Source organism: Paraburkholderia sacchari, assembly GCF_000785435.2.
In the GTDB taxonomy this organism is placed as follows: Bacteria; Pseudomonadota; Gammaproteobacteria; order Burkholderiales; family Burkholderiaceae; genus Paraburkholderia; species Paraburkholderia sacchari.
In genome coordinates, this window is the sequence record NZ_JTDB02000015.1 from 60,057 (window position 1) to 86,055 (window position 25,999).

Consider the following 25,999-nt stretch of genomic DNA (forward strand, 5'->3'; position numbering starts at 1 on the left):
GAGAAAAAGCAACATGACAATGGCCGATTCGCATGACCTGCTCACGCAGGCACTGAAGCTATACACACAAGGCGAAATCGCCGAAAGAATCGGAAAGAACGTACGGACAATCCGCCGCTGGGAGGCGGACAAAGATCGCTGTCCAGTCATTGCAGAAGCCGCTTTACGCGAGATGCTGGACGCAAAGACCCGGAAACCCGGGAGCGTGAGCGAGCCAGAATTCCGGTTCATCGATCTTTTCGCGGGCATCGGCGGCATCCGGCGTGGTTTCGAAGCGTTCGGTGGTCAATGCGTCTTTACGAGTGAATGGAACGAGTTCTCGAAAAAGACGTACCAGCAGAATTACGGCGATAGCGACGACCGCCACCAGTTCATCGGTGACATCGTGTCCTTTTCGGAGCACGCCGTCCCAGCGCACGATGTGCTACTTGCCGGATTTCCCTGCCAGCCGTTCAGCATTGCCGGCGTGAGCAAAAAGAACTCGCTCGGCCGTCCGCACGGCTTCGAATGTACGACCCAAGGCACTCTGTTTTATGACGTTGCTCGCATCATCGAGGCGAAGCGCCCCGCAGCGTTCCTGCTTGAGAACGTGAAGAACCTCCTCTCGCATGATCGGGGCAACACCTTCAAGACGATCCTGACTGTGTTGCGCGACGAACTTAAGTACGACGTCAAGTTCAAGGTCATCGACGGGCAGCATTTCACGCCGCAACATCGTGAGCGCATCGTGATCGTTGGCTTCAGGGAGAAAACAGACTTCAGTTTTGATGACTTGAGGCTCCCGGCTGAAGGACCGCGCCTTGGGTCGATCCTGCACAAGATTGATGGTACCGAACCCGTGCTAGAGCATGATGGCGACCGTTTCTTCGATCACGCCGCAGGCAAGGTACAGTCCAAATACACACTTACCCCCAAGCTGTGGGCGTATCTGCAGGCCTACGCCGAAAAGCATCGCGCAGCTGGAAATGGCTTCGGTTTCGGACTGGTGACGCCGGACAGCGTCACCCGCACCTTGTCCGCCCGTTACTACAAGGACGGTTCAGAAATCCTGCTGTCACAGGGCAAGGGAAAGCGTCCACGGCGCCTCACACCGCGTGAGTGTGCGCGACTGATGGGGTTTCCTGACGACTTCGAGATCCCGGTGAGCGACACGCAGGCCTATCGCCAGTTTGGCAACAGTGTCGTGGTTCCAGTGATGCAGGAAGTGGCCCGCGCCATGACGCCGTTTGTGAAAGAGCTTCTTGAACAGGCGCGCAACGGGTCACAGCAAAGGCTTCCGCTGCGGGTCGAGTGATCGACGTTGTTGACAGCGCGACCCGCAGCCGGATGATGTCCGGCATCCGGGCGCGCAACACGCGCCCCGAGCTGCTGATACGCAGCCTGTTGCATCGGCGTGGTTACCGGTTCCGTGTGCATGTCGCGGACCTGCCAGGCAAACCTGATATCGTGTTGCCGCGCTTTCGGGCGGTCGTTTTCGTGCATGGCTGTTTCTGGCACGGGCACGACTGCGCGCTGTTCAAGTGGCCGGGAACACGAGCTGAATTCTGGCGGGAAAAGATCGGGCGTAATCGTGGCCGCGATCAGGAGGTGCGCGAAGCACTGCTCGCGAGCGGGTGGCGGGTGGCGGTGGTGTGGGAATGTGCGATCAAGGGCAAAGCCAGAGAGCCATCCGCAGTCGCCGACGCGCTTGTCGCGTGGCTGGAATCGGATTCGAACAAATGGGAGACCAGGGTGTGAAGCGCGGGTATCTGTCCGAATACTTCGAGGGGGTGGCGGCAAAAAGGTTGCGCGCCGTCGAGGCAGACGTCATCCACTCGAACCAGCATGAATTCAATGGCGTGGAGGCGCTTAGGGGCATCCTTGGCGAACCGGATGGCAAGGTCCACTACGACGCCAAGCTGCTTTACCTGTCGGATCAAGACGACGATCCGATCATGGAAGACGCGGTATTTACGTGGTACGACGCGCGACAGAGAGCCCGCGAACAGCGCAACGTACAGCGCTGGGAGTATCGCCTCTACTTTCCGACGACCAATGTTTCCATGAATGCAGCGGTCGATGATCTGCTTGTCATCGCCAAACGCCGGGACGGCGGGTTGCTCGTCATCATTGCGGAGAACGGGTCGAGCATCGCGCGGCAGATCGAATGGCTTTTTGGATTTGACGATCTCGCCCACCCCGGGTTTTCCGTCAAGGCCGAGCTGGAGACGGAACAGGATCGCATCGAGTTCGCGTCGCGGTTCATCCTGGAAAGCATCGGCATTGCGGTCGAGACTTCGGAGGAAACGTACCTCGAAAAAATGCTCGAACGCTTCGAAGGGAAGTTTCCGACGACTCGCATTTTTTCCGAATACGCGCGATCCACGTTGCCGGACCTCAGTGCCCGCGATGTTCCCGATGCCGTGCTCATGGCATGGATGGAGCGCGAAGAAATTCTGTTCCGTACGCTGGAGCGCTACCTGATCGCCGACCGCCTCTCGGCCGGATTCGCGGCAGACGCGGAAAAAAAGGTGGACGTAGACGGATTCCTCGCGTTTTCCCTCTCGGTGCAGAATCGACGCAAGAGCCGGGTTGGCCTGGCGCTCGAAAACCATCTTGAAGTGCTGTTCGCGGCCAACGATATCCGATATGCCCGTACTGCCGCGACCGAGAACAAGTCAAAGCCCGATTTCCTGTTTCCCGGCAGCAAGGAATATCACGACGCGGCTTTTGATCCGGTGCGCCTCACCATGCTTGGCGTGAAATCAACGTGCAAGGACCGCTGGCGTCAGGTATTGGCCGAAGCGGACCGAATTCCCGATAAGCATCTGCTCACGCTGGAAACGGCCATCTCCCTGACGCAAACAAACGAGATGCGCGCCAAGCATCTGCAACTGGTCCTGCCCACGAAGCTGCATGAGAGTTATACCCAGGAGCAGCGGGGATGGCTTAAAAGCGTTGCCGAGTTCATGGCTATGGTTCAGGCCCGGCAGAATGCGCAATGACCGGAGCGAGTCGGCAATATACAGTCTGGTATTCCGTGCATGCGGCGAGAACCGTTGTCACCTCACGCACCGGAAAACTCGAGAGGGGAAAACGCAGAACATGAGCACGCACGCAAATGCTCAGTCACTGCTCGCATGGTTTCGCGAGCGCGCGAGCGCGACGGTTAGCGAGGTTGTCGCTTCCGGACTGATGAAGTCGCGCACAGCTTCTGACGCGATCCAGTATGCGGTTAGAAACGGCGCGCTTGAGCGCGTTGTTCGGGCGGGCGCGAGCGCGAGGGAGCGGGTGCGGTATCGAGCAACCGGAATAGCACTACCCGCACCAAGGATGCTGGATAGTCGCCCGACCTTCGATGGACTGCTCGCAGCGTGGGGCATCGCGCGTGAGCCGGTTACTCTGCCGATGCTCGAAGCCCGCAGGCACCAGATTTCGGACAACGCGGCAGACGCGACAGGCGTCGAATGATGGTCGACGCATTTTCGATTATCGAGTCATACGTTCTCGAACAGATGCCAGCGCGCGCGCCGCGGAATCGCGGCGAAAGTCCGATTCTGCCCAGCGGCTTGACAGACGAAGACGCGGTTATTCGATGGCTGAAGACGAAAGCAACCGGCGACGGCAGGCTGGCCGAGTCTACGCTCGCGCAATACGTCGTGGAAGCACGCCGCTTGTTCTGGTACGCGCGATGGATCGCGCGCCCGATCTCCGAATGGACACTCGAAGACGCCGGCAACTATCTCGCGTTCCTGCTCGAACCGGACCGCGCGGCGATCTGCGAGTTGCGCGTATCGCGCAATGACCCGGCATGGACACCTTTTCGGAAGGCATTGTCGCCCGACTCCGCGCGTCAGTCGCAGGTCATCGCCGGAAGCCTGTTCAAGTGGCTGGTCGACATGCAGTATCTGCGCGCCAATCCTTTCTCTGGCTTTGGCTTGGCGGGCAAACGGTCGCGTACCTCCAAGCAAAGTCGCTTCGTTGACCAGTCAGCGCTCGATCTGGCGCGAGCCGCGATCGCCGATCGCGCGTGTGCGTCCGATCGCCAACGCGCCAAGAAGGCCCGCGATCTTTTCGTGCTCGACCTCTTCGCGAAGGTCGGGCTGCGTACCTCGGAAGCGACTGGCGCGACGATGGGTTCAGTTCGCTACGCCCAGTTCACTTCAGCGGAGCGCGAGCGCGATCCGGACGGGCCTACTGGCGTTTGGGTCATCGATGTGACGGCCGGCAAGGGAGGCCACCGCCGGACAGTCTCGTTCGCCGCGGTGATGGGGCAGCTGCAAGAATACCGGATTGCCTACGGCCTGCCGTCGTTGCCCATTGAGGGAGAAACCACGCCCCTGATCCTGGGGGCGCGTCGAAGGACGCCAACGATCAACGCGACCATTCCCGACTGGCGTATGCGCGGTGTGCGTCAGGACTTGGGCGAATTCGACGGTGTCACCGATCGATCCTCCGTGTATCGGCTCATCAAGGGAATCTTCAGGGACGCGCTCACATACTGGGACGCTCGAAGCGCGGTGGATGCAGACCGTTTGCGCCGTGCGTCTACGCACTGGCTACGGCACTCGTTTGCGAAAAGCCTGGTCGATGCCGGCGCGAGCGTAATGACCGTGTCCCGCAATCTCGGGCATGCCGACATGAACACGACGCTCACATACGTTGACGACGAAGAGTTGAAGCGAGCTCGCGAGACTGAGCGCTTGATCGGATGACCCTTTCTGATGGGCATTGGGCGCGGAATTGTCCTTGTAAACCTCATCATCGCGCAACGGGCTGTCGGGTGGCTCGATGCCGAAGTGCTTGAAGAGCTGGTCGCTGCGCGCGGCAGCGTAGTTCGCGCACATACTCGTCTCCCTATCGGTGCGCTTGCCTAGTGTGCTAGCCTGTATAAATATACAGTACTTTTGTTAGGGCATAAATTGGGGAATGGGCACCATCACTTGCCGCCGCTGACCGCAGCCGACCTCGCTGAAATCTACGACGAGAATCCGACGCCCATAGTACTTCGTCTGCTTTGGGAGATTCACCGACTTCGTTCGACAATCCTCCGCGCGAACCAAATCCGGCAAACCATCGGCACGCGCGTAGGCAGGGCGAACACCGTGGGCGAAATGTGGGATCTGTTCGAGGCCGAACTGGATCGCGAGCCGTGTTTGACTGATCCGCCGACGCCGCGGCAACGCGGTCTGCTGTACGCGGGCGAGACAGAAGGGCGAGCACGACGCCGACCGCGCAACGGCTCCTGATGGTAACTATCTATGGGAACAGGGAACCGATCGCGCTCCTTATGTGCATCTGGATCACCGTTGCCTTTCAGTGCCTTGCCTGACAAGGCGGGATCGCAAGAGTGTTGCCTTTGGAATTTGACGGGTGTTGCGTTTGGGTGATGCCTTGCCGCTCGGACAAAGGCGTTAGGGAGACTTCCATGGAACTGGAGCGGCCGATCAAACCTTCCGACCTGATGCACGCGACGCTGCGCCGGCGACCCTTCTCCCACGACGACTGGCTGTACGAATGGAAGGTGGACGGGTTCAGATGTCTTGTCGATAAATGGGGCGACAAAGTAGCGATAACCAGCCGGCAAGGAAAGCCCTTCAACCATTCATTTCCCGAAATTGCGGAAGCGGTTGCTGCCGTCCCCGGAGATTTCGTGTGGGACAGCGAGCTTGCAATCGGTGACGGTCGCGGGGCGACGGCTTTCGGGCAACTGATGGAGCGTTTAAGCACGACGTCACCGCGGAATATTCCGGCGGCCGTTCGCCGACACCCAGCACGGATTTTCGTGTTCGACATGCTCCTTTCGGGCAAGCGCGATTTGCGCCAACTGGAGCTTACGGAGCGGAAGGCTCATCTGCGGGATGCCTTTGACAACACAGAGCGGCTCGTCTATCTCACAGACGTCGAATGCGTCGGCGAACTCGTTTTTGAGCAGGTAAAAATCCACGACTTTGAGGGTATGGTTGCGAAGCGAAAGTCATCGATTTACACCCGCGGACGGTCTCTCAACTGGATCAAGATCAAGAACCCAGATTACAGCCGACCGGCAGCGCTAGGCTTTGGTCATACCGGCGAGTAGCGTAGCTTCGAAAAGCAACGCTCGTACGACGCTCGGGGTGCCGACGCCACCGCCGAATGTCCCTAACCGACCCTCAAGGGACAGTCGAGTCGCTCGCAAGCGGTGCTTGCATTTGAATCCAGCCGTGCTTGCAATCGACGCGGGGCGTGCGCCAAACGTAAAAGCCCCGCAATCAGTGGGCTCGGTTCATTCTGCAACGGCAATCAGCGGCCGAACGATTTCAACCGCTTGTCCCCCAAGTAATCAAAGAGAATCTGAACCGATGCTTCGAGCGGCAACTTATCTCCCTTGTGTTCAACGGCCGGATCAATGGCACGCAGCCGCTTCATGACGTCCGCTCGCTGCTTCGGAGAAAGGACGATCCCATCGACACGGCCAGAACTATCGTTGTGCGGTGAGGCTTGGCTCGATGACACCACGCCAACCATTAGCATCTGCCACGCATTGTCGACTTGCACATTGATATCCGACAACGCCTGAGCTTGCTCGCCTTCCTTCATCTGCTGACCATTCAGGGACGCCTCTAGCATTTTTGCCATTCGATCTTGCTCTCCCTGCAATACCGAAACGCCGTTTATTACTCCGATCGCCGAGAGTGTGATGCCCTTGTTGGACGACTTATCGTAGCCATTGAGGTACAGACGAGCGCATTCATAGTCGCCCTCCGCATACTTCATCCCTGTCAGCAGCTCGGTTGCATTGAAATGCTGCTGAACCTTCAAGCCCGCGGCCTTTGCTTCGTCGCGCGCGGTTTTCACCGACTGCAGCGCGTTCGTGAGCGCGACGTAGTACCCGTATACATCGTCCACGTCTGCCGGCGTCGTTGCCAGACACATTGCTGAAGCGTGGGCAGTCGCTGCCGCGAACACACCCATCACCATCACTTTGGCGAGCATTTCAATCCCCGAGGTCGTCGATTTTTGGAGGACGCTACCACATTTCCCTCGCACATGGGCCATCAATGCTGATGGACGACTCAGACAGAGGACAACATCGGACTCATTGCGACGCGCCGCTCGTGTGCCTCTCGCGCGTCGTCAATGCGCTTGATTAGGTCGGCCCGACCCGGTAGTGCCGCTGCGCGTAGACTTCTGACGTTGGAAAAACGCACACGAGTGCGCTTCCAACGCCTATCGGCCGCTCCGACCAGTTCGGTCCTTGGGTTGCGAGACAGAGGCATTACCGCCACGATACTTGATCGTCACCCGCTTTCCTTGCTCGGGCGTCAAATCAAAAGCGCTCCGATCGTGGATGACCACTCGATGCCGTCCCACGTCTTGCGCGATGTACCGTGCGTTCTGCGCGATGACGGTACCGGTGTAGCTTGCTCGGTCCGTTGCGGCGCTCTCGAACTGAGCCTTGCGATCCACGCTTCGAGCCAACGCTTCTATGTCTTGCGCATTCGCGGACACGTTCGGCGTGAGCGGTGCGACGCGCCTGTCCAAGCGCTCTGGAATATGCATGTGAGCAAGTTGCGCCTTGGCCGAAAGCTCGTCGCGTATTTGCTGCTCAAGTCCGCGAAGCTCAGAATTGTGGATGGTGATGCCTTGCTCGACAGCCATGCGCACCACACGTTCTTTGAAGGCGAAGTCGCCGCCCGCGATTCGTAACCCGTCCTTCCACTTCTCGGCGCCATATTGAAGAGTCATAGCCAATGCGTCGTCGGCTACCTCCTTTCGCCCGAACGTGAGGCGCGCGCCTTCGTCGCGGAATGCGGGCTTGCCGTCATCAAAGGTGTAGCTGACGTTGCCGTTCTTCGCGACCTTCCACATCAGATTACCCAGCGGACGGATCGACGGATCGGAGTCCACCGGAGTCGCCGCGGCGATCGCGTTCTCCTTCTCGGCAAGTGCATCGCGAGCCTCCTTCTTTTTGCTATCACGTCCGTCCTGATAAACCATACCTCGCAATGCACTTATTGCGGCGTCGTCGCCCAGCTGCGCCTGTGCCTCGACCCATTCGCGCCACGACGGCACGGGTGGAAGCAACTGGTTCCTCAGCGTGCGCTCTCCACGGATCTGCTGCACGAGTTGTTGCCGCGCCTTTGTCATCGTGAGCTTGGCGACCATGTACGCCTGCTGCTTTTGCGTTGGCGAAAGCGCTGCGTCGGCCTGTATGGCTGCGCGGCGTGCGAGATACTCTTCCCGCAATTCGGCGAACCTGCGTTTGTCCTCGGCGACGAATGGTTGCAGAGCCTGACGCGCAATGTCTTGATGCTGACGTGCCTCCCGATCTGCCTGCTTGTACCGTTCGTACAGCGCGTCACGAATTGCCTTCCGCGCGAGTCGCGACTCCAGCCGCTTATGCGGGTCGCGTTTGTAGGTGCGCTTCGGCTCTTCGAGTTTCAGATCCGGTGACGGAGCCTCGTACTTGCCCCATTTGGCTTCCAGTTCACCACGCTTCAGGAACCGGAACGCTGCGGACGCACTGACGGCCATCGGCTTGCCGAGCTTTTCGGGCCGATCGTCGCTCACGTCAACGACCTTCAAACCTCCCCCGCCGGCATCGCGCAACTCCAACCCATACTTGGCAAGCGCTCGATGAACGTCGTTCCATCCTGTTGTCTTGGTGTCCGCGAGCACGCGCTTTAGCTCGGCGGCTGGTTCGCGCTTGCACCAGGTTTCCAGCGATTCCTCGCCCGACCAGACTTCGGCCTGTTTTGCGCCGGGGCGCGTCGGAACGATATCCGGGTCTGCGTAGTCGTCGTTGCGAATAATCTGCTTCGAACCGTTGACCTCCACGACTTGATAGATCCCATTGTCGTGGTGCCATCCATATTTGATTTCGATCTCTCGCGCGGCCTTATGGAGCGTCGCGTGGGCGAACTCCAGATGTTGCGATTTATAGGTTGTCGGGTGGACCCGATTCACCTCAATGTGCGCGTGGATATTGTCTGTGTTGGCGTGAATCGCAACGATGTATTGATGCTCTGAAAGTCCCAGCGCCGACAGAGTTTCGCGCGCAGCAGCAAAGATATCCTCAGTGTTCGGCCGCTCGTGCTCTGGCCACGAAAGGATGTAGTGATACACCGGATTCTGCACACGCCGATTCTTTCGGGCCACGCCGGACATTTCCACGGGCGCCGTGGCAAGCGAATCAAGATTGCCAATCTCAACCCCGATGGTCTTCTCGACGTTCTCGCCCATTGCATTCAGAACGCTTTCGGCGGTGATGTATTGGGTCAGACGGTCCCAACTGGTTTTGGTCGGAGCCTCACCGGATTGCTGAATGCCTTCCGTCACGTACTTGGCAAGCTGCTGAAATGAGGACCGGCCATCGCGCCGATTCGGAGCAACTTTGACGATCATAGCTTTCCTCCCCGCTCCCATACGGTGAGCAGGTTCTGTACGACCGCGTCCAGTCCCGCTTGTAGCGTCTCGGGCGCCAGGCTCGTCCGGGCGTGATACAGCCGGCGCAACTCTGCGGAGCAAAACCGCAGCTGTTCGATAGCATCTAACTCCGATGTGCTTCGCATCGACTTTCCCAGCATCGAGCGCAGAGCGAATTCCGAGAGCGTGAGATTTCGCTCTTCCGCCCTGCTGGATATCCACTTCTTCTCGTCCGGCGTGACGCGGAGCTTTATCACTTCGGAACGCGCGTTAGCTACCTTCTTGAAAGTCACTTTTTTATTCCTTTGAAGTACGGGTCTCGGGGCGAAGCCCTGAGTTCAACCAGAAGGACGAAAGCGCGAAGGGGGCCGAAGGCCACCGAGTGCTTTCGTCCGGTGTGGCAACAACGCTTGCGTTGTGGCCACATCTGGCATCCTGTCCTCAAGGTGTTGGGGTGAGCAGTGGAACATTGCGTAGAAGATTGCGTGGAACTTCCAGCGCAATCTCACGCAGACCATCGGGGTGAGTTCGTCGTGGCCTGCCACGACGAACTTCCCGTTCAGCACCCGTAGGGTGCCGCGATGTAGCTACCCGCACACCTTTTCGTCAATCATTGTGGTGATATTATATTAGTTCGATAGTGGACGGATTAGGGAAGTGCGGCGAGGACAACTATGGCGACCAGAATGAAGTTCGAAAAGGGCGATATCGAGGTAGCTCGCCAACGATTGCTGGAGGCAATCTATAGCGAACTGCCTGACGATCGTTTTCTGAAACGTGACGCGGTCAAACAGTTGCTTAGTACGTTGATCGCTGCACGGGAGCGGGGATTGGCATTCGAGAAGATCGCGGACATTCTCAAGCAGGCGGGCCTGGACCTTCCGGTTGAGACGTTGCGCAGCTACTTCTTCGAGCTGAAGACGGATGCCGAGCTGGCAGCGGAGAACGTCCGTCATGCGAAGAAAATCGCGCAGACCCGTGCGGCTATCCAGAATAAGGTGCTGGAGCTGCACACCGAGCATGGGAACGAGCTTGCCGCGAAGCGTGCCCGACTGACCCAGGCGAAGCCGCAATTCGTCAATGCGTTCGGCGCCGGCGAGTTAGAACCGGCAAGCCGCCCAAGCTCACAAAGGCCGGAAGAACCTCGTCCACCCAAAAGGATTTTGAAAGCTGAAATCGCGCGACCGGCTTCGCCGGCCGCGCCGCTTCAAGAGCCTGCGGCTCTTGAAGCGGCGCGGATGATTAGTGAAGGGGAGGGGGCGGCTAACGCCGAGGACAAGTCAACCGAAATTGCGATTCCAACGTCAGAAAACCGAACGCGGGCTACGCCCGCGAAAAATAGTGAAGGAGAGGTGGCCTTGACGCTGACGGCCATTGAAGAAGCGAGCAGGGCAACGGAAGACCGAACCGAGCTGCTTGACGACGTGGAACTAAGGGAAGGGGAGTTGGTGTACTACGTGTCGGGGCAACCGTTCCACGGCCTGCTTTCCCAACGGCAGATCCGGCTCCTGCGCACGGTCGGGCGCATCATTGCGCCGACCAAGGGAAGATCCAGCAAGGACTTTGTCGCGATGCCTACCAAGCTGTAGGAAAGCTGGGCGAGGGTGCTTACTGCACCAACTCGCAAAGATCGATGTCGTTGCTGGCCATCTGCGCGTCGAGCAGGCTCTCGTGGGCGGTCGAAAAGAAATCTTCCTGACGCGAGACAGCGTCAAGCATGGGAAGGGTTTTCGCGTAGCGGCTGACGCTCGTCCCGTCAATGCTGTTTGCTCCTGCGGCGGCGCATATCTTGATGCGGCGTGCCGTGTTGACCCGGCCCACATGCAAGTGGCAGTTCCGGCGTCGCGCAAGCGAGCCCCATGCGCCTGCGGTGGCTTCCTTCCACGCCGTGGAACCTCCAATAAATATTCCAACTGCGGGAGAAAGCCACGGGGCAACGTCCTCCAGCTGGACCCCGTCCTGAACGGCAATAAGAAGCTTGGTCGGGATGCCTTTCAGGCGCTCCATCCACGTAAGCGAGAATTCAAGGGACGCCATACCGCCTTGAACGACATCGGGTAGAACGATCCATTCTGCGCCTTCGCCTACAAGGTCGACCGCACCCAAGAACGCATTCTCATCGAAAGCCTGACCCTGCTGATATGCGGTCCACGCGCCGTTGTCCAGCGCGTAGGGCATGCCTTCGGTTTTCAGGGAGTTGCCTTTCGGCGAGAGAAGCAGATGCCATCCAGCGTCTTTCATCGCGGCGAGATTCCGGCGAGTACCCGTATGGCTCGCGTATGCGACCATCGGCTGACGGTGCATCACGAGTCGTTCCTCGATGCTCCAATCATCGTCTGCTGAACCGTCCACGCAGTAGTAGTCCGCATATGCCATCACGGCCTGCGCCCATCCGGTCTTTTCCCCGTTCGCATACGGGGAGATCCACGCTGGAATATTTCTGTTCATGTTGTTGTTTGACTCAGGAGAAGGTAAAACCCGGTTTGATGGGGTTGGCTGACGCGCCGTGACAGAGCGCTCGAACCAACCCCGGCGAGGCCGCTACCAGCCTTACGCTGGCTCCGCTGCTTCGTCCTCGTAGTCGTATTCGTCCTCGTCCAAAACCTCGTCCGTTTCTTCGTCGCTCTCGTTGGCAGCGTTGCGAGCGGCAAGAAGACTCGCGATCGTGTCGGTAGAAGGCCGCTCGTCGTACACGTTGATTGCCGACTCCAGCACGCACAGCTGGCCGCGCACCTTCACGACCATCCCGCGTTCATCGCCTCGCTCGCGAGTTCCTTCGTCCCATGCCTTGGTAATCGAGCGATAGGAATACGTCTCGCCGTTCCAGTCGGCGATCGGGCAGATACGCCAGGCCGTCGCTTGCTCCAAACCGCCGTAGCACATACCACCCGTCTGGACGTATTCACGGCCATTCAGCTTGAATGTCGGGACAGACGCAACACCATTGCCTGACATGGCGAGCTTGTCCGCGCAGTAAGCGCCTTTCCAGGTTGCATAGGGCACCTTCACCATAGGCATGTCGTCCTCGAAACTACTCAGGAAAAACGAGTCCTTCCAGGGGTGATAGACGATATGCGCGCTATCCACCTGCGACCACTGGAGGGCGATGATGGTGCCAACCCCTTCGATGTACACAGCGGCGGTCTTGAGGCGCACCTTTTCGCGCACCTTGACTTCGATCCCGCGAGCAGGAGCTTTCTGCCACTGTTCGCAGGCGCGCATAAACTTCTCGACCGTCTCACCCTCGCTTGTCAGCTTGATGCTGGACAGTCGCCACGAGACATCCGCGCCTTCCTCGATCAGATCCGCAAGTTCGCCCTTGGCGATGTCAAGACCGGAGCGGTACAGGTCGCAAAGCTGGGCGTCGATCATCGGCAGGCGACGAGTCGCCTCCTCGATCGCACGGACCCATTGCGGCGCGTCCCAGCAGGGCGCGAGCCATGCGCCGCGATCCATATCCAAGGACTGCGAATCATTCGAACCGAAATCAAAGCCGATCTGAGCAACCTGACCAATCATTTCCGCCCCCTTTCTTAATCATCAACCTAGAGACTACATTGTACCCAATGGGTACATGACGAACAAGCTATTTTTGATATTTTTATATCATTTTTCTCTTGCATATGTACCCAATGGGTCCTACAATGAAGTCTGGTAACACATTGATGTCCTGATGAATTCTTCGCTACCTGGGAGCACGCGATGGAACAACAAGGTACTCCGTTCAGGATTCTCGACTTCCCTGATATGGGCGTCGCGTACTACGCCGTGTGGGACGGCGACACGGAAACGTACTGGGTTTATGACGGTCCGGATCAAGACACGGCAACCGCGATCGGCGAAGCGAATACGGTGTTGGGCGCGAAGCGGGTTGCGAAAGAGAACGCCGAAGCTTTGATGGCGTAACAACATCACGACGCCCGCTCTACACGGGCATCTCTCACGCAAGCACGAAGGGGAGTGACGATGGATCAACTTGAAACGATGACGTGTTCGCGTTGCGGCGGTTCGGGCCACTTCAGCTACAACCAGATCCACGGCACCCGTTGTTACGGTTGCAACGGCACCGGCAAGAAGTACACGAAGCGCGGTGCCGCAGCTGCGAAGTTCCTGAGCGATCTGCGCTCGATTCCGGCTGAGCAGTTCAAGGTCGGCGATCTGATTTTGTACCAAGGCATCTCGCACTCGAAATTCGTGCGGATTACCTCGGTGGAGGTAAGTCGCGCCAAGGATCAAGGTTGCTACTCGGGCGACGGCGAATACCAGCAAGTCAAGATCCAGTGCGAGGGCGGCTACGGAGCGTATTACAGGCCCGGCAACCTCGTGCGCAAGGGCTGCGGTGCGGAGATGAAATCCGAGCAATTGCGGCAGGCACTCGCGTTTCAAGCAACGCTCACGAAGAACGGCACGCCTCGCAAGCGAGCCACCTGAAAACCTCACTTGCTCAGGGAGAGCGACGATGGAAGGCACGAAACAGGTAGCTCAGCGCATGGTGAACGCCTCAGAGAACTTCGTCGCTACCGTGCAGGAAATCACCGGCTGCACCCGTGAGGAAGGCTTTAAGGCTCTCAATACCATGCGCAAGCTGAAGGTCATCAAGCTCGATATTGCAGCTGGCCGATACATCGCAAAACACGGCGCGTTCATGGAAGCTTTGGCGCTCCGCAACGCAATCACCTACTAACCACTAGCTATCTCAAAAGGTAATCCAAATGGAACTGCTCTTTGCCCTGGTCATTACGCTCGCCGTTGCGAGCGTTATTCAGTTCGAGTCGCGCGTCTAAGTGAATCGCGCCGCGTAATCAACCATGAACCGACAGCGTCATGCCTCGTTTCGCCCGCTAGCGCTGCGCATCGTGACCGATACGGAGATTGCACCATGTCCCTGCTCGCACAAGAACTTGTCGAACTGGCCCACCTGCCACGCGGCGCACTCGTCGAACACCTGCTGCGTGCAATCGCACTACACCTTATTGCGGCCGGAATCGAGCCGTTCACGTTCTGACGTCATTCGCTCAACTTTTAAAAAAGCACTATCTATGATCCGCGGCAAATACAAGGCAACGAAAGTACGCGTTGGACTCAGGGTCGGCGTTGTGTGTGGTCCCGGTGAGTTTCCCGAGCACCGCACTGGCACTGTCGTATGCCAGCAGACGAACCGTTGGGGTACGCAATGGGAAGTCGAAATGGACGACGGCTCTCGCGAATGGATCTCCGCAATGCACACCAACGAAATGGGAATCGGCTGGTACGCGATCGGGGAGTCCAAGTGATCACGCTGTCGTCCGTATCGATGAAGGCGATGCCGTTAGACGATCGCGTCCGCGCAGCGACGGCGCGAGTCGTCGCAAAGTATTCGCCCGCGCTCACTCCTGAATTCGTCTTTGAGCATGTGCTTCCCGACGCGCAAGCGTGCGCCGAATGGCTCTCATCGATGGTTGAGTACTACTCCCGCACGGGAGCATCTGGCGTGGCCTCCCTGTCCCGGTTGTGCACGCTAGCGGCCAGGGTACGCCACTGAATCTGCAATCTCAGATTTCCAACGTCAGAAGCAGCACTACTAGTTTTTGGAGGTAGCAATGGAACAAACCAAAATCCTCGCTTCGGTCGCAAGCGACACAAATGCGCCGAATCCCTTCACTGACTCACTTGGTATCCTGTACGCGATCTCGTTCGTCGCTGTCGCGATCGCCGGGTGGCGCACAGGGATGCGTCACGTGGTCGGGGAGCTTCCGCTGTGGGCGGTCATTGCCGCGCTTCTTGCAGCTGGCTGCGTCCTGATGCACTCGGTTCGCTGGAGTGCCGCAACGTATGCCTGCCCGCTGGCTGTGGCATGGGCATTCCTCGCCCTCGCAATGCTCGGAGCCGACATCGGGACTCGAATCTACCCGAACATCGCTTCCCTGACGCCTTTGGCTGACGCTGCTGTGTTGCAGTGGGGAGGTATTGTCATGACGATTGGGTTCGGCGGTGCGGCCGTCTTAAATCACTTTCAGACGCTTCTAAATGGCCGATCCCTTGGGGCGTCGGCAGCGGACGACAATCGCAGTGCTGCTTCAATCGTGTCCGTTCTCCGAGCGAGCGGCGAGTGAGTGCCGCCATTCGTGATGGCCGGTCATGTAACATCGCACTATCAGGAGTAGTCGTAACGCTCAATAGTCAACAGATTGAAGGGAAGTCCACGCATGACAATTAGTCGGCCCATAGCAGAACGTGTATCGGTTCCTAGCCCGGAAGAAGTGAGGGCTGCGCGTGAGCGTGCGGGCCTTACGCCTCAATCGGCTGGTGCTCTCGTGTCATCTTCCCAGCAGCCCCGGCGCACGTGGGAGAAGTGGGAAAAAGAAAAGGGAACCGACAATCATCGCGAGATGCCTCAGGCAACTTGGGAGCTTTTTCTTTTGCTGACCGACCAGCACCCGACACTGACGCTGACAGAAGCGCAGCGTTGACCGCATAGGGGAAAATGCGATGCTTGAGCCGGGTGACGTTCTCAACCGGCAGCCCCTATAAATAACCTTTGCATGGCGCGTACTTGTGATATATTGATATCACAATTAATTAACAGTACGGCAGTATCCAACTTGATGAGGTCCACTATGAAAAAAGCGACGCTGGCGTTCCTTACCGCTCTTGCGGTCGTGCCCGCACTAGCAGAACAGCCGTCCCCTGTGTCCTCTGCCGCCCCGCAAGTCATTTCTGTTCAAACACTGCGCGAGGGCGACGTGGACATTTCCTTGCCCACTATCAGGAACGCAGACGGATCGATTTGCGTTAGCTACCTGGCAAGTTCATCGCGCGATGCAGAAAACAAGCTGACCACGGAAGTTTCCCGGATTTGCGGTCCCGCAGGCCCGAACGGCGAAGCCGGTCCCGCGCAGCTACTGTCGATGCGGGAATTTCGCACCGGCAGTCTTGCGGTGCAACTGCCCACGACCAAAGCCCAGTGAAGTCTCCGAGCTCCATAGCGAGGGTGTGATGTCTACTTTTACGATTGCTGACCTTGAGGTTGCGATCAATCATTGCCTGGCGCGCCAACCGTCGGAAACGAATTGCCTTCCGTCCGATGCGAGCAAGCTGGGCGACGTTTATGGCTCAATGATCTGGGCCAAGCAAGATAGTCGAAGCATCGAAACGCTTTCCGTTGACGAACAAGCAGCGTTCATTCGCTGGCGAATCATTTAATTAAAGGAGTTTGGAATGGCTGAAAAAATCAAGATAGCAGCTGGCAAGCCGGTCATCGTTCTGCATGGTGACAAGGGCGGCGTCGGCAAGAGCACCTACGGATGCGTCCTGGTGGACTGGATGCTCAAGCGCGAGATTCCCGTTGCGCTCGTGGACGGCGACACTCGGAACCCGGACGTGTCGCGCATGTTCGCGGACTCGATGCCGACGACGCAAGCAAACCTGCGCATTCATGAAGGCTGGATGGACCTGGTCGACTTTACGATGCAACACCCCGAGCGCGCCGTCGTGATTTCGCTGCCCGCTGGCATCGGCGAGGAACTGAAGCGCGAAGGCGGTCGATTCCTGCAAACCATCAAGATGCTCGAACGCCCGCTCGTCATGTTTTGGGTCATCAACCGGCTCCCCGACAGCGTGAACCTGCTCAACGAGGCCATGAAGGTGATGGAGCCGGGGCTCACTGGAAAGGTTGTGGTCAAGAACCTGTTCTTCGGCGAAGCGGACAAGTTCAGCCGGTGGGAGTCGAGCACGACCAAACAACGGTTCGAGCAGTCGGGCGGCGTCTCGATCACGATGCCCGAGTTGCACGAACGCACGGTCGACAAGTTGTTCGCGGACAACGACAACGTTATGCCGTTCTCGCACGCCGCGGTGCCGGTGAAAGAAGCGCACACCTCGCCGCACAAGCTCACACCCAGCGAGAACATGGAGTTGGTGACGTGGTTGGCCGAGAATCAGAAGACCCTCGACGGGCTGCGGGGACTGCTGACGCTCTAAACGCGCACTTCTTCTGACGTTGGAAAAAAGGGGGGGGAGATGGCACGCGGATTTAAACGTGGTCAGGCCGTCATGTACTTCAAAGGCGCAACCGGGAAGCGGTGCTACTTCGGCGGCAAGATGGGCGCGTATCGCGTGCTGTCCTCTATCCCCAATGTCGATAGCGGGTGGGCCATCCCCCTTTCTGATGTCGATCGGACGGTGTTTGCTGCTCCTTCCGAAGATGGGATTTTCGATCGCACGGTATGCGAGGCAATCCAGTACCGTGCTGACCGGACATTTTTTGTTCAACTTGACTACGTCCAGGCTGGCCCTCGCGCATGGGCAGTCGGTCATTCGTTGCGTGTTGGCGACACACGGAACGTGTTGCCAGTAGCTGTTGATCGAACCTTTCCGACCTTCGAACAAGCGATCACGGAAGAGCTTTCGCCGTTGCTGCGCGAGCTGAGCCGCCTCGCGGCGGGCGTTGCCAATGCTTTTGTCGATGCCGGATCGATCACTGCAACTTTGCGCCGCCACGCGAAAGACGCAATCTATCATTTGTTGAGCGCCCTCCCCAGTCACATACAGGATGATATAGTTATGTCATTATTGGGAAGAACCGGGGATCAGGATGGATAGGGTTGTCTGGCTAGTGGCCGGCAACAAGGGTGGCTGTGGCAAGTCCGTCATGGCAAAGAGTCTTGTTGAATGGCTACGAAACTCGTCGCATCCGGTCACTGTGGTGGACGGTGATACAAGGACGCCCGATGTCGCGGCGGTGTTCTCTGACGCCCTACCGACGCATCGGTTTGATCTGCACGATCCCAACGGGTGGCCTTCCTTTTCAGACTTCCTTTGTACGGCAGATGAGGATGGGGTGGTCGTGAGCGGCCACGTGGTCACCAACCTACCGGACGGCATCAACGATCGAGCGATGCTGTTCTTCGAACGCTTTATCCGGCTTGTTCAGGCATACGGCTACACCGTGCGGGTTCTGTTCGTAATGAACCCGCTGCCTGATGGGCTGCACTTCTTCGGTCGTCTGGTTCAAAGCTTCCCCTCGGTCACGCCCGTCAAGAACCTTAACTTTGGAAGGGTGCGCGAGTTCGAGCACTTCGACAACGCGTATGGGGCCGAACACAGTGATCGTGCTTTGTTGCTGCCCGCTATGAACCCTCGAATCATGCAGGTAGTGCGCGAATCGAATCTTTCGTTCTCGGACTTCATCACGCAGGAAGGCGATGAAGAAAGCAACTTCGTGTACGCAAAGATCGTTGTTAGCGAGTGGCGCGACAACATGATCGATGCGCTGGATGATGCTCTGTATTCCGACTAATCATGAAACCCATCGAACAAGCTCTTCAGACACTTATCAAGCGCGATCCGACGCCCGACGAAGTCGCGCAGTTCTACAAGGTCAAGGAAATCTGTGGCTTTTCGGAGCACGACAGCGTTTGGGCGCTGTTGCTGGCCTTTGGCCACTACGAAATCCTTTACGGGGAGATTCCCGGAAAAATCACCGAGCAGACCGTGAAGCTGCTCGCCGATCACAAGCTCTCGCTGGAGGCTGCGGCTGAAGCGGCGGAACGCGCTGTACGCGGCAGCATGATCGAGAACGTGACCAAGACCACGCGAGACATGGCAGACCGCGCCATTGAGGCCGGAAAAGTCATTGCTTCGCATGAGCATCGGCGAAAACTCATCTTTGCCGTTCTTGGCGCCTTCGCTCTCTCGGTCGCCGCAGCTGGGGCGCTTGCCTGGGGTGCGTACAAGGCTGGGGAGCGTTCAGGCGCTGTTGGCGCCATGCTCGATGCTGCGTGGGCGCAATCGCCCGATGGGCGTGCAGCCAGGACCTTTGCACAACTTAACAATATGCAAGGCATGCTCGACTGCGCGCCAAACTACCAGACTCATAAGGAAGGCAGCGCAACGTACTGTATCCCTTACGACGAATCGACCCGACGCACTTTCGGGTGGCGTATCAAATGACCTTATCTGGTTAATTTTAAGGAGTTAGCAATGTCGCTTTTACCTGAATTTGCTGTCGCTCAGCTAGTGATGCTGGAAGGCACGGTCTGTAGCGTGGCCGAGCTGTCCATGTATCTTGAAACATTCGGTTATCGGGAAGATCCCCATGCCCAAGGGCGTTGGGTGTTCGATGCCGACGATGCGGCACACGCGGAATGTCGCCTCGTCGTTGAAAACGAAGGCGAGCTGATCACCGTCTACGGAGAAGCCGTCGACCACTTCACCAACATCAACTACGTCGTGCAGAAGGCAGGATGGCATCGTTGCAGCGTTCTGACGCGGGACAAGGACGTCGAGGCGAAGCTACTTGCGAGGCTGGTGAGTGTCGATGTGACGACAACCTCTGACGACATGCCCGCGAGCACTCTCCAGGCGAGCATGCACCCAGCGTCGGCTCCGCTGGCGAATGAGCCGGATCTGGCTTCCGCTCCGTCTCATAGTGGAACACCGGACACGATCAGCGACGCAGAGCCGACCCGCGAGCTGGACGATTCGCACCACCGCATCGAGCAGTTGACGGTTCGATGCAACATGGCTGAAGAGCGATCGGCAGAGCTCGAAAGCACTAACCGCGCACTGACCGACGACAACAATTCACTCCGCACGCAACTGCGCGCGATCGAGGCAGAAATTGCCACCGCGCAGTCCGCACCGCGGCGTTCGTCGCCCTCCATGCCTGCATCGGGGGGGGACCATGCGACGGACGCCTTGCAGCTGGTCGAGGCGATCGAGCGATACCTGTCCGCACAAATCGCCATGCCATCCGCCGATGGCGCTCCGCTGCTCGCGGACCTTCAGCGGTTGGGATATGAGCCCCGTCTGCGGCTAGTGAAAGTCGCCTGATGGGTCCGGTTTAGGTCCGTGATTTCCAACGTCAGAAGCGCATGGTCTTTCGAATCGATACCGATCCGGACAGAAGCGCCGACAGGATCACGGACCTATATCGATCGCTCACTGTGGTGATTGTGGCGGTCGAGGGATTCTCGAGCGCTCGCAGTTCGGAGCAGGAACGCGCCGAGCAGATAGCCGCGCAAATCCGGGCCTTGTGCGCTGAACTCGAACGCCTGCTTTCGGTGGCCGACGACGGGGACGATGTCAGCAAGTCGCTGCTGCCGCGCCGCGTGGGTGTGTTGGAACGCGAGATACAGATGCTTGTCGGCAGAGCCCAGGCATTGGTTGGATCGCAATTAGATAGGGTGGATTCGGGGTGGAAAAGATAAGAACCTGCGGACGCGCGCTGTCGGGTCCGTTGATGGCCGCGCTGCTGGGCGTCTTCGCGTGGAATGGCCATCTCCTTGTATTAAGCGCCCTTCCCTTGCTCGTCTATCTTTGGCGTGGCGCATCATCGCGTCGAGACGCTTTCCTTGTCGCGCTCACTTATTACCTGGCAGCTGGCCGTGGGCTGTTTCATGGCGCCGGGGTGTTCTTCGGCAATAGTACCGCCCTGCCCTCATGGGTCTACGGCTTCCTTATCTGGACCATTCCAAGCGTTGTGCTGGCGAGCGTGTGGGCTGCACTTTGGGGTGACTGCAAACGACCTATACGGCTGCTCGTTGTCCTGCTCTTCATCTCCGTACCGCCGATTGGCGTCATAGGTTGGGCAAACCCAATCACCGCGGCTGGCGCTCTGTTTCCTGGTACTGGATGGTGGGGATTGCTGGCCTGCATTGCCGCCCTCGCCTCCCTTTCATATGCTTCGCGGCCTGGTGTTGCTTGCGCCGCTATTGTGCTTGGCGCAGGCGTCGCAAACGCGTTCTATCACGAACCCACTGAGCCTCGATGGGAAGCTCTCGATACTCAACTTGGCGCATCGAACGGCTCCGACGACGACTTTGACCGACTGCACACTTTGCTGGATCAGGTCGAGCAAAGTGCTGCCGATCATCCTGATACGAAGGTTTTCGTGCTGCCCGAGCTTGTCGGTGGCGACTGGTCCATGAATGCGCTCTGGTGGCAACGGACGGGTGCTGCTCTCCGTTCGCGCGGCCAGACAGTGCTGGTTGGCGCACTCACCCCCCTGGACCGGAATTCACACTACGTTAATGCCCTGTTTTCAGTCGGCGCGGATGCGAACCGCTCGTTTGTCGATCGCGTACCCGTTCCGTATTCCATGTGGAAACCGTGGGCGTCGGGTGGTGCGGACGCTTTCTGGTTTGCTTCGGGTGTTCATGATTTCGCCGGCACTCGCATCGCAACCCTCATTTGCTACGAACAGCTGCTGGTCTGGCCGATTCTGCATAGCTTCATGCACGGTCCTCGGCTGATTGTCGGCGCTGCCAACGACTGGTGGGCTCGCGATACCAGCATTGCAAGGATTCAACATGAAGCGACTGCGGCGTGGGGCCGGCTTTTCGGCGTTCCGATCGTGTGGGCTCGCAACGCATGAACACCGTGCATCAGCCAAAAGGTGACGTTTTGGCACCCGGATTGGCGCGCGTTAGAGCGCCGCCATAGATGACCGCTAACAAGCGTCCGAAATGTGACAGACGTTGGCCCGCGTACCCTGGCGCTTGGCGCGAAAGGTGACGTTTCGTGGCCCGCCTGTCTTTTGGCACGCTCGCAAAAAAGCACTATCAAAAATCCTTTTTAAATCAATAGCGTCCATCCAACAGTGACTTATTGTGGCCTGAATCTATCCCCCTGAAGACCTCAAAAGGTGACGTCTTGTGGCCCGCTCCGTGCAGATTGAGTCGCGAAAAGTGACGGATTGTGGCCCGCGATTGATCGGTATTCGTACCGCATAACCGGGCAGAGGTGGCTACTTTTCCGGAAAGGTGACGGATTGTGGCCCGCACTGGCCCCGACTATGGGCGACGGAACGACCTGCGCAGTATCCAAAGGTGACGTTTTGTGGCCTGCTGCTCGTTGCCATTTCGAATGGTGACGCAATGTGGCCTGCGTCGAAGTCGTGGCTCTCGATGCCAATTGGGTCGAAAGGTGACGTTTTGTGGCCCGCGCAGTTTGCGCTCGGTGGTTCCAACCCTGGTCACTGGTACGCGATGAAGCCGCTTACATCGCCTGCGACCGGCTCTATTGGGATGCTGGATGGCAAACCGCGTCACAACGCCGGTGTGGCATGCATTGGGAGAGGTTTGGGGTTGTTCTAGGCGCTATATCTCTAGGATTGTCCCTTTGTAAGACAGATAGTAAGACCTTTAGTAACACCTTTTGTAAACGGTTGTGGATAATCCCGAAACCTCCCGTCCTGTAAGCCTTCCAGCGATTTTAAAAAACGCGAAATGTGACGTTTGGTGGCCGGCGCGTGACGTTTTCTGGTCTGGCGTGGACAGATTGTGGTCTGGATGTGACGGATTCTGGCCGTTATCCACATTGGTGACTTGATAAGTTGGCGTCACCTTTTATAATAAGTGACGCCGATGTGTGGCGTCACTCTGAGCGGGGGTTTTGTGACCAAGGAAATGATAGAGGACAGGCTGGGTAGCGCGGAAGTAGAACCGCTCGGGGCGGATGTCCAGATTGTTGAATCGACGGCGATCGAGATACCAGAGCTGGATGAAGACATCGTTGAGGGCGATGGCCGCGTGAAGGGCACTGTTGCCATGAGCCGTGCGCTCGTCAATGCGCAACAGGGACTGTCGTTAAACGAAAAGCGCCTGATGATGACTGCATTGCGCAGCATTGACAGCAAGAAATCCCCATATCAGCACGGAAAAAGTGATGGCTACGTTTCCGTGCGCGTGCGTGCCGATGAATTTGCCGCGGTTGCTGACCTTGCCGCGCGATCTGGCGAAAAGCAGTCGGCTGCTGCGTATCGGGGGCTGAAGGAGGCCTGCGCGAGTTTGTACGAGCGGAAGCTGACGTACATGGACGGGAAAAAGCTCGTCAAGCTGCGCTGGGTATGGAAGGCCGAATATCACGATGGCGAAGGATGGGCTCAAATCTGTTTTTCGCCGGACCTCACACCGCATATCTTTCTGCTCCAGAGGCGCTTCGTTTCGTATGAACTGAAGTTTGCGCAGGGCCTTCAGTCGATCTACTCGTGGCGCCTGCTCGAACTGCTCATGCGAGAAAAGGATCGTGGGACGTTATTGATCACGGTCGATGATCTTCGGGAGACGCTTGAAATCCCGGAGACGTATCGGTTTGCGGATATCAAGCGACGAGTGATTGATATGGCGGTCGACGAGTTGAACGAGAAGGCCGATCTGGTCATCCAGTGGCAACCGGTCAAGCGTGGGAGAGCTGTGTATTCGCTCCGTTTCGAGTTTGTTGAGAACCCGCAAGGGCGTCTCGACGTGTAGGGATTCTGACGTTGGAAATCGGCCGGTTTGTGAGGGAGCGGGGGATACCCGCGTGCGATCGGTGGCGCGAAAAATGATTTGACGCTGTGCTTTTTCTGCATCAGAATGATATAAATATATCCTGATAGCGGTTTGATGCTATCGGGCTCACTAGGGCGGTGCCTTCTGACGTCAGAAGTGCATCGGGTTTCGAAGGGACAGCGATGAAAAGACTATTGTTACCTGCGCTGTTGGTCCCCTCCGTAGCGATGGCCGGAATGGTGCTCGTTGACGACGGATCGACTGCCACACAAACGACGGGCATGCCGGCAAGCCCGATCGTTGCGGTTCCCCCGGCAGTTGTGAGCGCCCCGGCGATTGCCGCGCCAGTTGCTTCTACAGGCGCAGTGCAGCCGGTGCCCGACGCGGGCATTGTCCCGGTGTGGACGGCGCCGGCAGGGTCCACGCTCAGGGATTCCATCCAGAAGTGGGCGAATCAGGCCAGCTGGACGTTGGTGTGGGACGCGCCCGATGGCGTGGACAAATCGGTCAACTATCCGATCGTCGCGCCGCTCCATTTCCAAGGCCCGATCGATCAGGCGGTAGGCGATTGCATCAGACTGTATGAGCATGCCAAGAAACCGTTGGCGCTCGAAATCAATCAGTCGCAACGGCTCCTGTACGTACATCTCAAATACAGTTAAATCATGATGCGAAAATCATTTTATTTAATGTGTATGGCTGCGGTAGCTTTGATGCTGTCCGGTTGCCAGACCTTCGAGCATGCCAGTGACATCGAGCACGGCGCGGACGCGGACGGATCGAGGATCGGCGAAGCATTGAAGCGTCCCCTCAATAACCCGAGCCAGGCGGATCAGACCGTTCGATATCTCGACAAGCAGTGGGTGTCACTTACGCCGATCACTGACACGCGCGTGGCTGACGTGCCGCAACTGAATTGCAGCCTGAAGATCGTTACTGACGAACCGGTTTCGATTCTCGAGTTCAGTCAGGTCATTACCAAGAAGTGCAAGATTCCGGTCCGGGTCACACCGGACGCTTTGGCGGCGATCTACAACCGTGACCTGAGCAATGGCGAGACGAAGGCTGCTCCCTCGGTAGTGAATGGCTTGCCGGTCCCGGCTCTGAATATGCCGGGTGTGCAGTCACCGGGAAGCGTCGCGTTGTCCGGCGATCACAAGATCGACGTGAACTACAGCGGCGACCTTAACGGGCTGCTCGACATGGTCACGGTACGCGAGGGCATCGCGTGGAAGCCAGAGAACAACGGTCGCGCCGTCGTTATATACGGCGTCGATACGCGCATGTTCAATATCCACCTGATTGCTACGGACACCGACATGAAGTCCGAGTTTCAGAGTGGTACGACGCAGGTGAATGGCGTCTCGGGTTCCGGTACGGGTGTGACAAGCGGGGGCGGCAGTAGCGGGAGCGGCAGCGGCTCCTCGAACACGTTGCAGACTACCGTAGTGTCGCTGAAGACTTCGCTGTGGAGCGACATCCAGAACGACCTCAATGCAATCGCGCCGGGGCCGGTTAACCGCGTCAGCATCTCGCCGTCCACGGGCGGCGTTACCGTTCGTGGCACGCCGTCAGTGCTCGATGCTGTTGCGCATTACGTGGACGAAAAGAACAAGGTTTTCGACAAGTTCGTTACCTTCAACGTCCAGGTGCTTTCTGTGACCGTCACGAACACGGACGCAGCAGGTATCAGCTGGAACGCGCTCTATAAGACGCTGACGGGAAAGTACGGCATCAATCTGGCAAGCACTTTCTCGGCTCCTGCGGCGGCAATCAACGGGACGTTCTCGATTCTCAACACATCGGGTTCACCTTGGGGCGGTACGTCGGCGATCATCAGCGCGTTGAACGAGCAGGGCAAGGCGCGGCTGTTGCGTAGCACGCAACTGCCGACCATGAACCTGAACTCAGTCGCTACGCAGACCGGCGAACAGGCCAGCTACCTCGCGAGTTCATCGCAGACGCAGACAGCGCAGGTCGGATCGACCACGACGCTTCAACCGGGAACGATCAACACTGGCTTCAACATCTCGATGCTGCCGAATGTTCTGGACAACAACGACATTCTGCTGCGCATGAACATCAACCTGTCGAGCCAGAAGGGTCAGCCTCGCACGGTGTCCAGCGGTGGATCGACCATCGAACTGCCCGACATCCTCCTGCCGCTGAACACCTCGAACACGATCAAGGTTCATGCGGGCGATACGGTGATGCTGGCTGGTCAGGACTACGACGACCAGAATTCCACTCGCGATGGCGCTGGCAATGACAAGTTCTTTCTCCTTGGGGGCGGGGTAAATGTCACGCGCTCGCACACGATGCTCGTCGTGTTGATTACGCCGGTACTGGCTGCGGAGTAA

31 protein-coding genes are annotated in these 25,999 nt (G+C 58.1%); 26 read left to right on the plus strand and 5 right to left on the minus strand.

The window, feature by feature from the left end:
- Positions 1 to 13: 13 nt before the first annotated feature.
- The 7 genes from dcm to NH14_RS31260 all read left to right on the plus strand — a co-directional run bounded on the left by dcm (position 14) and on the right by NH14_RS31260 (position 6,058).
- Complete coding sequence (dcm, locus tag NH14_RS31230; RefSeq protein WP_035534209.1) at positions 14 to 1,294, plus strand: DNA (cytosine-5-)-methyltransferase; 1,281 nt, start codon at positions 14 to 16, stop codon at positions 1,292 to 1,294.
- Complete coding sequence (locus NH14_RS31235) at positions 1,291 to 1,737, plus strand: very short patch repair endonuclease (protein WP_035534210.1); 447 nt, start codon at positions 1,291 to 1,293, stop codon at positions 1,735 to 1,737. The genes dcm and NH14_RS31235 overlap by 4 nt, the downstream gene beginning before the upstream one ends.
- The gene (locus NH14_RS31240) at positions 1,719 to 2,984 is read left to right on the plus strand and encodes a type II restriction endonuclease (RefSeq protein WP_202031841.1); all 1,266 of its coding nucleotides are present in this window, start codon (positions 1,719 to 1,721) and stop codon (positions 2,982 to 2,984) included. The genes NH14_RS31235 and NH14_RS31240 overlap by 19 nt, the downstream gene beginning before the upstream one ends.
- Before the next feature lie 328 nt (positions 2,985 to 3,312).
- Positions 3,313 to 3,450: a hypothetical protein gene (locus tag NH14_RS31245; RefSeq protein WP_161790896.1), complete on the plus strand. Its 138-nt coding sequence runs from the start codon at positions 3,313 to 3,315 to the stop codon at positions 3,448 to 3,450.
- Positions 3,447 to 4,694, plus strand: a complete 1,248-nt coding sequence (locus NH14_RS31250; RefSeq protein WP_084225983.1) for a tyrosine-type recombinase/integrase — start codon at positions 3,447 to 3,449, stop codon at positions 4,692 to 4,694. The genes NH14_RS31245 and NH14_RS31250 overlap by 4 nt, the downstream gene beginning before the upstream one ends.
- 228 nt (positions 4,695 to 4,922) lie before the next feature.
- Positions 4,923 to 5,228 carry a hypothetical protein gene (locus NH14_RS31255; RefSeq protein WP_152617336.1) on the plus strand — a complete coding sequence of 102 codons (306 nt, stop codon included), beginning with the start codon at positions 4,923 to 4,925 and terminating at the stop codon, positions 5,226 to 5,228.
- Between the two features lie 179 nt (positions 5,229 to 5,407).
- Positions 5,408 to 6,058: an ATP-dependent DNA ligase gene (locus NH14_RS31260; RefSeq protein WP_237179829.1), complete on the plus strand. Its 651-nt coding sequence runs from the start codon at positions 5,408 to 5,410 to the stop codon at positions 6,056 to 6,058.
- 203 nt (positions 6,059 to 6,261) lie between these two features.
- On the opposite strand, the gene NH14_RS31265 is transcribed toward NH14_RS31260, so the two are convergent.
- The 3 genes from NH14_RS31265 to NH14_RS31275 form a co-directional block, all read right to left on the minus strand.
- Positions 6,262 to 6,954 (minus strand): hypothetical protein, encoded by a 693-nt coding sequence (locus tag NH14_RS31265; protein WP_035534213.1) that lies wholly within the window; start codon positions 6,952 to 6,954, stop codon positions 6,262 to 6,264.
- A 234-nt stretch (positions 6,955 to 7,188) separates the two neighbouring features.
- A complete protein-coding gene (gene traI / locus NH14_RS31270) occupies positions 7,189 to 9,366 on the minus strand; it encodes a TraI/MobA(P) family conjugative relaxase (protein ID WP_035534214.1) in 2,178 nt (725 codons plus the stop codon).
- On the minus strand, positions 9,363 to 9,680 hold the full coding sequence (locus NH14_RS31275; RefSeq protein WP_035534215.1) for a plasmid mobilization protein: 318 nt from the start codon (positions 9,678 to 9,680) through the stop codon (positions 9,363 to 9,365). The genes traI and NH14_RS31275 overlap by 4 nt, the downstream gene beginning before the upstream one ends.
- A 393-nt stretch (positions 9,681 to 10,073) precedes the next feature.
- On the opposite strand from NH14_RS31275, the gene NH14_RS31280 reads away from it, so the two are divergent.
- Entirely contained in the window at positions 10,074 to 10,976 is a 903-nt protein-coding gene (locus NH14_RS31280; protein ID WP_035534216.1) for a hypothetical protein, read from the plus strand.
- Between the two features lie 19 nt (positions 10,977 to 10,995).
- On the opposite strand, the gene NH14_RS31285 is transcribed toward NH14_RS31280, so the two are convergent.
- Both NH14_RS31285 and NH14_RS31290 read right to left on the minus strand, forming a co-directional pair.
- Positions 10,996 to 11,835: a hypothetical protein gene (locus NH14_RS31285; RefSeq protein ID WP_035534217.1), complete on the minus strand. Its 840-nt coding sequence runs from the start codon at positions 11,833 to 11,835 to the stop codon at positions 10,996 to 10,998.
- Positions 11,836 to 11,937: 102 nt separating this feature from the next.
- A complete protein-coding gene (locus tag NH14_RS31290) occupies positions 11,938 to 12,906 on the minus strand; it encodes a hypothetical protein (RefSeq protein ID WP_035534218.1) in 969 nt (322 codons plus the stop codon).
- 183 nt (positions 12,907 to 13,089) lie between these two features.
- Between NH14_RS31290 and NH14_RS31295 the strand changes: the two genes are divergently transcribed.
- From NH14_RS31295 to pilN, 18 genes are all read left to right on the plus strand, one after another.
- Positions 13,090 to 13,293 carry a hypothetical protein gene (locus NH14_RS31295; RefSeq protein WP_152617337.1) on the plus strand — a complete coding sequence of 68 codons (204 nt, stop codon included), beginning with the start codon at positions 13,090 to 13,092 and terminating at the stop codon, positions 13,291 to 13,293.
- Positions 13,294 to 13,353: 60 nt separating this feature from the next.
- Positions 13,354 to 13,818 carry a hypothetical protein gene (locus tag NH14_RS31300; RefSeq protein ID WP_035534219.1) on the plus strand — a complete coding sequence of 155 codons (465 nt, stop codon included), beginning with the start codon at positions 13,354 to 13,356 and terminating at the stop codon, positions 13,816 to 13,818.
- A gap of 28 nt (positions 13,819 to 13,846) precedes the next feature.
- Complete coding sequence (locus tag NH14_RS31305) at positions 13,847 to 14,071, plus strand: hypothetical protein (protein ID WP_152617338.1); 225 nt, start codon at positions 13,847 to 13,849, stop codon at positions 14,069 to 14,071.
- A gap of 195 nt (positions 14,072 to 14,266) precedes the next feature.
- On the plus strand, positions 14,267 to 14,392 hold the full coding sequence (locus tag NH14_RS33955; protein ID WP_269151897.1) for a hypothetical protein: 126 nt from the start codon (positions 14,267 to 14,269) through the stop codon (positions 14,390 to 14,392).
- Between the two features lie 574 nt (positions 14,393 to 14,966).
- Positions 14,967 to 15,479, plus strand: coding sequence for a hypothetical protein (locus NH14_RS31310; protein WP_035534221.1), 513 nt, complete (start codon positions 14,967 to 14,969; stop codon positions 15,477 to 15,479).
- 201 nt (positions 15,480 to 15,680) lie between these two features.
- A complete protein-coding gene (locus NH14_RS33785; protein WP_237179830.1) occupies positions 15,681 to 15,836 on the plus strand; it encodes a hypothetical protein in 156 nt (51 codons plus the stop codon).
- Between the two features lie 147 nt (positions 15,837 to 15,983).
- On the plus strand, positions 15,984 to 16,334 hold the full coding sequence (locus NH14_RS31320; protein ID WP_152617339.1) for a hypothetical protein: 351 nt from the start codon (positions 15,984 to 15,986) through the stop codon (positions 16,332 to 16,334).
- Between the two features lie 28 nt (positions 16,335 to 16,362).
- Complete coding sequence (locus tag NH14_RS31325; RefSeq protein WP_035534222.1) at positions 16,363 to 16,569, plus strand: DUF3717 domain-containing protein; 207 nt, start codon at positions 16,363 to 16,365, stop codon at positions 16,567 to 16,569.
- A 15-nt stretch (positions 16,570 to 16,584) separates the two neighbouring features.
- Positions 16,585 to 17,346 carry a nucleotide-binding protein gene (locus NH14_RS31330; RefSeq protein WP_035534223.1) on the plus strand — a complete coding sequence of 254 codons (762 nt, stop codon included), beginning with the start codon at positions 16,585 to 16,587 and terminating at the stop codon, positions 17,344 to 17,346.
- Positions 17,347 to 17,385: 39 nt separating this feature from the next.
- The gene (locus NH14_RS31335) at positions 17,386 to 17,967 is read left to right on the plus strand and encodes a hypothetical protein (protein ID WP_152617340.1); all 582 of its coding nucleotides are present in this window, start codon (positions 17,386 to 17,388) and stop codon (positions 17,965 to 17,967) included.
- A 49-nt stretch (positions 17,968 to 18,016) separates the two neighbouring features.
- Complete coding sequence (locus tag NH14_RS31340; protein ID WP_152617341.1) at positions 18,017 to 18,664, plus strand: hypothetical protein; 648 nt, start codon at positions 18,017 to 18,019, stop codon at positions 18,662 to 18,664.
- A 2-nt stretch (positions 18,665 to 18,666) separates the two neighbouring features.
- Positions 18,667 to 19,317 (plus strand): hypothetical protein, encoded by a 651-nt coding sequence (locus NH14_RS31345; RefSeq protein ID WP_035534226.1) that lies wholly within the window; start codon positions 18,667 to 18,669, stop codon positions 19,315 to 19,317.
- A 30-nt stretch (positions 19,318 to 19,347) separates the two neighbouring features.
- The gene (locus tag NH14_RS31350) at positions 19,348 to 20,199 is read left to right on the plus strand and encodes a hypothetical protein (protein WP_035534227.1); all 852 of its coding nucleotides are present in this window, start codon (positions 19,348 to 19,350) and stop codon (positions 20,197 to 20,199) included.
- A gap of 41 nt (positions 20,200 to 20,240) precedes the next feature.
- Positions 20,241 to 20,576, plus strand: coding sequence for a hypothetical protein (locus NH14_RS31355; RefSeq protein WP_035534228.1), 336 nt, complete (start codon positions 20,241 to 20,243; stop codon positions 20,574 to 20,576).
- On the plus strand, positions 20,564 to 21,742 hold the full coding sequence (locus tag NH14_RS31360; RefSeq protein ID WP_152617342.1) for a nitrilase-related carbon-nitrogen hydrolase: 1,179 nt from the start codon (positions 20,564 to 20,566) through the stop codon (positions 21,740 to 21,742). Before NH14_RS31355 ends, NH14_RS31360 begins: the two co-directional genes overlap by 13 nt.
- Before the next feature lie 1,021 nt (positions 21,743 to 22,763).
- On the plus strand, positions 22,764 to 23,618 hold the full coding sequence (locus NH14_RS31365; RefSeq protein ID WP_244143507.1) for a replication initiation protein: 855 nt from the start codon (positions 22,764 to 22,766) through the stop codon (positions 23,616 to 23,618).
- A gap of 203 nt (positions 23,619 to 23,821) precedes the next feature.
- Positions 23,822 to 24,301, plus strand: a complete 480-nt coding sequence (locus NH14_RS31370; RefSeq protein ID WP_084225986.1) for a toxin co-regulated pilus biosynthesis Q family protein — start codon at positions 23,822 to 23,824, stop codon at positions 24,299 to 24,301.
- Between the two features lie 51 nt (positions 24,302 to 24,352).
- Complete coding sequence (gene pilN, locus NH14_RS31375; protein WP_237179825.1) at positions 24,353 to 25,999, plus strand: PilN family type IVB pilus formation outer membrane protein; 1,647 nt, start codon at positions 24,353 to 24,355, stop codon at positions 25,997 to 25,999.